Here is a 5,605-nt window from a genome sequence, read left to right as displayed (position 1 = left end):
GCGCGACGGATTGCGGAGGTGCTGGGCTGCCTTTTGGTCGACCTGCTGTCGGAAAAGGACAACCCCTACCGTCTCTCCGATGAAGAGCGGCGCCTGATTAAGCATTACCGCACGGCGGACGAAGCGCAGAAAGCCCTTGTTTCGCGGGTTGCCGAGCCGCTGGCCCCGGTCCAGTCCGACGATATAGCCCGGAAATCCGCCGCTTGATTTCGGTCGGCCTGGCCGTCGCGACGTGCCTGGTCGGATCTTGCGTAGCATCCTCTTTGCGCCTCGCGCGCAAGGGCCTCTACCGTCCTTCGCCTACGCTTGAAATGCTTTCCCTCGGTGCGGGAACGATCGCGCCGCCGCTCGCCATCTATCTGGTCTGGCCGATCGCCTCATGGTGGTCGCTGCTCATCTACATCGTGCCTTCCGCCATCGGTGCCTTTGTCACCGGGGCGTTCGTTGCGCGGGGTCGAGAGCCCGACAGGCAGGCCGATCGCATCCTTTCGCTGCTGTTGTGGGGCTCGATCATCGCCCTTTTATGCCTGTTTCTGCTCAATATGCGCATGTCGAAATAAGACTATTTGACATACTAAGACAAATAGACTTACAACGCCGCCGTTCTCAACGAACGGAGGCACTATGTCCGTCCATCAGCTCGTCGAGGCCCGGAACGCTGCGCGCAGCGTCGGGCTCGTTTACATCGCCGAAAGGGCGAAGCTCGCCCCTCATCTGACCGTTGGCTCGATCGTGCGGAAGATCCGCAAATGGGTCGAAGCCGCGGATTTCCCGCCGCCTGTCACGCCCCGCATTTATCAGGGCGTCGAACAGACCGGCGCCATGGCGGTTCACGCCCATGCGCGCTGGGATCGCGACCATGTCGACGCCTGGTTCGACCGTCGCCTGCCGCCGAAGCTGCGCATCGTCGAGGACAACGCCCTCCAGCGCCACGCCGCCGCCACCCTCGATAGTCGCGCCGCCGCGATGTTCGGCGGTGCGCGATGAGCGACGTTTCTTTTGAGATCGCGCCCGGCGATGCCAAGCTGGTCGAGCAGATCGCCGACTATTGGTCGGAAGCCTGCCACGCCGCGATTGGCCGTCGCCTGACGCGCGCGGAGCGGCTCGAAGTCCGCATGGATCTGACCGCGACGCATGCCAACGGCTGCCCGCTCGACTTCCAGAAGATGCTGGACGCATCGACCGCGACGCTGGCGCACGACATAACCGGCATCGCCCGCCACCTCGACCGCACGACGGGCAGGCTTACCGATCACTTCCTTCCGCGCTGCGCCCAGCGGGCCGAGTATCCTGCCCGCGATCCGGTGTCGGTCCAGTGATCCGCGCCCTCGCCATCGGCGCCGCGCTGGGCCTCGCGCTGTGCGCCGCCCCGGCGCTGGGTGCGGAGAAGGCCGGGCCGTTGCTGCCGGTCGGCACCGACGACGCGGAGACGTTCCGGCTCCCGCCGGCATGGCCACCGGAACAGCCGCCGGCCATTGCCCCGGTCGCCGCCGCGCGGCCCGATCAGACGGATGATCGCATCGCCATGTGCGGAGCCTTCGCCTTCGACGGCGCGACGACCATCTGGTCGATCGAGCGCGGCAACCACGAAGCGGCATGGATGACGCGCGGCATTCTCGGCCGCTCGCCATCGCCGCTCGCCGTCGCCGCCTTCATGGCCGCCAAATGCGGTGCCTTCCTCGTGATCGGCACCGCCGTGGAGCGCCACAATCCCCAGCGCGCGCGCTTCATCTACCGCCTCAACATCGGCGTGTCCGCCATCGCCGGCGGCAACAACATCGCCGTCGCTCTCAAGGTGAACATATGAGCGAGCGCACCTGTCCCGAATGCGGCGGCAACACCGACCGCTGGCCCGAATGCCCGAAATGCGGCGGCGCGGGCACCGTCCGGCCGCTGCTCGGCTGCGCGGGCCTGCCTCTGGCCGCGATCATCGCCGTCGCGGCGATCGGAGGCGTCTGGTTCTGGTGGCAGCTCGCCAAGCTGGTGTTCCGGCCGTGATCGAGCCGCTGCGCCCCGAACCGTCCCGCGCATGGTGCGGCGTCTGCATCATGGCCGTGGTCTTCTTCCTCTACATGCTCTCGGGCGTCGCGAACGCCTGGGCGAAAGGTCTGCTATGAGCAAGTCCTATGCCGCTATCGCGGCCGTCATCAACGCCATGGCGCCGGGCAATGACCCCGCCGACGTCGCGGTCATCCGCCGCATCCTCGCTTTCCAGTTCGAGAATGTCGCGCTGGCCGACGTGCTGCGCGAACGCCTTCAGCAGATCCATGTCCACGGCTTCGACGCCGATCATGATCTGAACCATGGCCGCCACGTCCTGCCCATGGCCGCGCTCACCTATCTGGAGGATGCGTTGACCAAGCTGTCGGGCGGGCAGGGCACCACCGGCCCGGTCGACGGCCTGTCCCCCGAAGCGCCCGCCGCCTGGCCATGGCGCGACTTCTTCCGCCCCGCCGATGCGCGCACCAACCTGGTCAAGGCCTGCGCGCTGCTCCTTGGCGCCATCGACCGCCTCGACGGCGAAGGCGAGGCGCAGGCGGAACCCCTCGCGCTGACCTGCGCCGCCCACGGAGCGCGCTGACATGGCTGATTTTTCCGCAGAACGCTTTCTGGAAGAGGCGATCCGGCGGGGCGTGCGCGAGGAAATCCAGCGCGTCGCAGAGGAAGAGGCCGCCAAGGCGATTGAAGCGATCAACCGTCGCATCGGCGCGTCGATCGGTCACATCGTGCTGCAGGTGTCGAAAAACTACGACCTGCACCGGGATGGTCCGGATCTGATCATCCGCGTGCGCGACCTGCGCGCCGACATGGGGCAGGGCTGATGGCTGGCCCCGGTCACAACAGCGATCTGTCGAAGACGACGGCCGATCAGCTCCGCCTGTTCGTCGAGCGCCTGGAGCGCCTTGAGGAAGAGATCAAGGGCATCAACGACGACAAGAAGGACACCTATTCCGAGCTGAAGGGGCAGGGGTTCGACCCCAAGATCGTCAAGCGCGTCCTTGCCATCCGCCGCAAGCGGAAGGGCGAGCATGAAGAGGAACAGATGATCCTCGAAACCTACCTTGCCGCGCTGGGGATGCTGTGATGGCGCTCCCGGCTGATCCCATCTCCGGCGGCTATGAGCTGACCAACAGCGCCGGCATCGACGATCGCTGGACCTGTCCCGCCTGCTATGCCGACCACGAAGGAAGGCTTGAAGGCAAGACGATCGAATGCAGCTGTGGCGCAACGCTGGAGCTGACGATCGACTACAAACCCGTCTGCCGCGCAACCTGCATCGACCCCGACGAGGGGGACGAATGATGCACCTCGACCTTTTCAAGCCACCGCAGGTTCTGGTCGCCTGCGAACGATCAGGGATCGTCCGTGATGCTTTCCTCGCGCGCGGCTTCGACGCCTGGTCGTGCGACATCGAGGCCGACGAACGGGGCAGCAACCGACACATCCGGTGCGACGTCCGCAAAATCTTGGGCGATGGCTGGGATCTTCTGATCGTCGCGCATCCACCATGCACGCGCCTTTGCAACAGCGGCGTTCGTTGGCTCCACGTGCCACCTCCCGGTCGCACTCTGGCTGAAATGTGGGCGGAGCTGGACGAAGGCTGCGCTCTGTTCTCTGAATGCTGGAATGCCCCGGTTGAGTTCGTGGCAGCGGAAAACCCCGTCATGCATGGGTACGCCCGCGAACGGATCGTCAATTACGAGCCACCGGCGCAGATTGTTCAGCCACATTGGTTCGGTGATCCGCAGTTCAAGGCGACCGGCCTTTACCTGCGCCGCTTGCGTCCGCTGACGCCCACAAAACGGCTTGCCGTTCCCCGGCGTGGCACGCCGACCTGGAAGCGATGGAACCGGGTACACCGGATGCCGCCTGGGCCGTTCCGTGCAAGGGAGCGCTCCCGGTTTTTTCCCGGCATGGCTGCCGCCATGGCTGAACAGTGGGGCGATCAGGTGCTGGCCGCACAGAGGGCCGCATGAGCCGGCGCCGCTATGCCTATGGCGAGCTGACGCGGCTGCTCGTGGCGGCGGTGCAGGCGGACCCGAACCTGACGTCGCGCGATCTTGCCGACCGGTTCGGATGCAGCACGGCGACGGCCTATAATCTGCTGATACAGCGGGGCATCCGCCCCAAGCGAACGGCCAGCCTGCGAAGCCCGGTGGTGTGGACGCCCGAAATGAAGGCGGTGCTTTTGCGCGGCCTGCTCAAGCGGCGTTCTGCAAACGCAATTTCCCGTTCCGTCGGCGTCAACCCGCAGACGCTTTTTTCCGGCGCCGCCGAAATCATCCGCGACCTGCACGAGCAGAGGGAGCAGTCATGATGGCCCGTCCCCCGGCGATCGACTTCGAGTTCTTTCAGCCGGACAGCCTGCGCAGCCTGCCGCACGAGGCGCAGACGCGCGCCGTCCGGCAGGAGCTCGATCGACGCCGCCGCGCCAACGCCGCCAAGGTGCGGGCGGAGGAAATGAAGGCCGACGCCGCAGCCGATGACGAGGCGAAGTGGGGCGAGCTGCTCGACGACTTCACCGACGAGGCCGGCGGCATCGTCCCGCGCCGCCGCTATCGCTTCACCTGGGCGGAGAAGATCAACGCCCTGCGCGGCGAAATCATGCGTCGCCGCCGCAATTTCCCGCGCCTGGTCGAACAGGGCCGGCTCTCGCCCGACGAAGCGGCGGAGGGCATTGCCGTCATGGAATGCGCGCATCGCTGGTACTGGCAGGAAGGGCTGTCCTTCGGTGCCGAGTTCATCGTTTCCGGCGACGCGCCCGCCACCATGGATCGCCTGCGCGAGGAAGAAGCGCGGCGCCACGCCTGGGAAGTCACCGGCGGCGATGCGGACAAGCTGTTCACCATCGGCCTGCGCGTGGATCAGCAGCCGACCTTGTCCGCGCGCCATGTCGGCCCCGGTCCCTTTACCGTCCGGTTCGACCGCGACCGCGCGACCGGCGACTGGCTCCCCGCCAACGTGCTGAACGCCGCCGGCGACGGCCTGTTCGGCACCGCCGCCCGCATCGCCCCGGCCATCGCCGCACTGCCCGCCGACATCCGCGCGCACGCGCTGCTCGCGATCTGCGCCGACCTCAACCGACAGGAAGAGGAACGCCGCCAGCCATCCCTGTTCACCGCAAGCGCGCCTTTGGCGCCAAGTTTTGCAGAAGGAGTTGACGCATGAGGGCTGTTCGCTGGAGCGGAGAAGGCGACCGTTATTGGGGGCCGTTCACCTATGCGCGCGAGCGACGCAAGGGTGGCCGCACATTTGGCATGGTGCTTACAAGCGGGCGGGCCGGTGAAGATGACGGTGGCAACGGCTGTTATCTTCGTATGCACCTGCTCGGCCACACGCTGATCGTGGCACTTCCGCCGATCATCAAACCCGCACGCGAATGGCATAAGATCACTACCGAGCCGACCCGCTCCCAAATGATCGCCGCTGGTCGCGCGCCCGGCTATTGGGAGGTGTGGGCACGGGACTACGGCTTTTGCTTCGTCGACGGATCGCTGCACTACGACTATGGGCGGCAAACCCACAGCAGCGACACCGACCAAAGTGGGTGCTGGTTTCTGCCTTGGCTACAGCATCGTCACATCCGCCGCAGCTTCTATGATGT

Annotated in this window: 16 protein-coding genes; 15 read left to right on the top strand and 1 reads right to left on the bottom strand. The window is 66.1% G+C overall.

The features are described from left to right. The 11 genes from KAY22_RS23630 to KAY22_RS23580 all read left to right on the top strand — a co-directional run. Window positions 1-207, top strand: a 207-nt coding sequence (locus tag KAY22_RS23630; RefSeq protein ID WP_296625592.1) for a hypothetical protein, incomplete at its 5' end; no start/stop codon positions are given. A 56-nt stretch (window positions 208-263) separates the two neighbouring features. Then, window positions 264-560 carry a hypothetical protein gene (locus tag KAY22_RS23625; protein ID WP_296625591.1) on the top strand — a complete coding sequence of 99 codons (297 nt, stop codon included), beginning with the start codon at window positions 264-266 and terminating at the stop codon, window positions 558-560. A 64-nt stretch (window positions 561-624) separates the two neighbouring features. After that, window positions 625-987, top strand: coding sequence for a hypothetical protein (locus tag KAY22_RS23620; protein ID WP_296625590.1), 363 nt, complete (start codon window positions 625-627; stop codon window positions 985-987). Continuing rightward, window positions 984-1,319: a hypothetical protein gene (locus KAY22_RS23615; protein ID WP_296625589.1), complete on the top strand. Its 336-nt coding sequence runs from the start codon at window positions 984-986 to the stop codon at window positions 1,317-1,319. The genes KAY22_RS23620 and KAY22_RS23615 overlap by 4 nt, the downstream gene beginning before the upstream one ends. Continuing rightward, a complete protein-coding gene (locus tag KAY22_RS23610; protein WP_296625588.1) occupies window positions 1,316-1,807 on the top strand; it encodes a hypothetical protein in 492 nt (163 codons plus the stop codon). Before KAY22_RS23615 ends, KAY22_RS23610 begins: the two co-directional genes overlap by 4 nt. Then, window positions 1,804-1,998, top strand: coding sequence for a hypothetical protein (locus tag KAY22_RS23605; RefSeq protein WP_296625587.1), 195 nt, complete (start codon window positions 1,804-1,806; stop codon window positions 1,996-1,998). Before KAY22_RS23610 ends, KAY22_RS23605 begins: the two co-directional genes overlap by 4 nt. Then, a complete protein-coding gene (locus KAY22_RS23600; protein ID WP_296625586.1) occupies window positions 1,995-2,117 on the top strand; it encodes a hypothetical protein in 123 nt (40 codons plus the stop codon). The genes KAY22_RS23605 and KAY22_RS23600 overlap by 4 nt, the downstream gene beginning before the upstream one ends. Next, window positions 2,114-2,581 carry a hypothetical protein gene (locus KAY22_RS23595; protein ID WP_296625585.1) on the top strand — a complete coding sequence of 156 codons (468 nt, stop codon included), beginning with the start codon at window positions 2,114-2,116 and terminating at the stop codon, window positions 2,579-2,581. The genes KAY22_RS23600 and KAY22_RS23595 overlap by 4 nt, the downstream gene beginning before the upstream one ends. A gap of 1 nt (window position 2,582) precedes the next feature. After that, a complete protein-coding gene (locus KAY22_RS23590; RefSeq protein ID WP_296625584.1) occupies window positions 2,583-2,822 on the top strand; it encodes a hypothetical protein in 240 nt (79 codons plus the stop codon). After that, on the top strand, window positions 2,822-3,085 hold the full coding sequence (locus tag KAY22_RS23585; RefSeq protein WP_296625583.1) for a DUF2312 domain-containing protein: 264 nt from the start codon (window positions 2,822-2,824) through the stop codon (window positions 3,083-3,085). Before KAY22_RS23590 ends, KAY22_RS23585 begins: the two co-directional genes overlap by 1 nt. Next, a complete protein-coding gene (locus tag KAY22_RS23580; protein WP_296625582.1) occupies window positions 3,085-3,303 on the top strand; it encodes a hypothetical protein in 219 nt (72 codons plus the stop codon). Before KAY22_RS23585 ends, KAY22_RS23580 begins: the two co-directional genes overlap by 1 nt. 50 nt (window positions 3,304-3,353) lie before the next feature. Here the strand turns inward: KAY22_RS23580 and KAY22_RS23575 are convergent, their stop codons facing one another. Then, window positions 3,354-3,503 carry a hypothetical protein gene (locus tag KAY22_RS23575; RefSeq protein WP_296625581.1) on the bottom strand — a complete coding sequence of 50 codons (150 nt, stop codon included), beginning with the start codon at window positions 3,501-3,503 and terminating at the stop codon, window positions 3,354-3,356. Window positions 3,504-3,578: 75 nt separating this feature from the next. On the opposite strand from KAY22_RS23575, the gene KAY22_RS23570 reads away from it, so the two are divergent. The 4 genes from KAY22_RS23570 to KAY22_RS23555 all read left to right on the top strand — a co-directional run. Next, window positions 3,579-3,977, top strand: a complete 399-nt coding sequence (locus tag KAY22_RS23570) for a hypothetical protein (RefSeq protein ID WP_296625580.1) — start codon at window positions 3,579-3,581, stop codon at window positions 3,975-3,977. Further along, a complete protein-coding gene (locus tag KAY22_RS23565) occupies window positions 3,974-4,318 on the top strand; it encodes a hypothetical protein (RefSeq protein ID WP_296625579.1) in 345 nt (114 codons plus the stop codon). The genes KAY22_RS23570 and KAY22_RS23565 overlap by 4 nt, the downstream gene beginning before the upstream one ends. Then, window positions 4,315-5,169 (top strand): hypothetical protein, encoded by an 855-nt coding sequence (locus KAY22_RS23560; protein WP_296625578.1) that lies wholly within the window; start codon window positions 4,315-4,317, stop codon window positions 5,167-5,169. Before KAY22_RS23565 ends, KAY22_RS23560 begins: the two co-directional genes overlap by 4 nt. Further along, the coding region (locus KAY22_RS23555) for a hypothetical protein (RefSeq protein WP_296625577.1) at window positions 5,166-5,605 on the top strand (440 nt) is incomplete at its 3' end. The genes KAY22_RS23560 and KAY22_RS23555, both read left to right, overlap by 4 nt.

Origin of the sequence: Rhizorhabdus sp. (assembly GCF_018006725.1) — a bacterium.
In the GTDB taxonomy this organism is placed as follows: Bacteria; Pseudomonadota; Alphaproteobacteria; order Sphingomonadales; family Sphingomonadaceae; genus Rhizorhabdus.
Note: the sequence above shows the minus strand (reverse complement) of the source record. Positions and strands in the feature narration are given on the sequence as shown.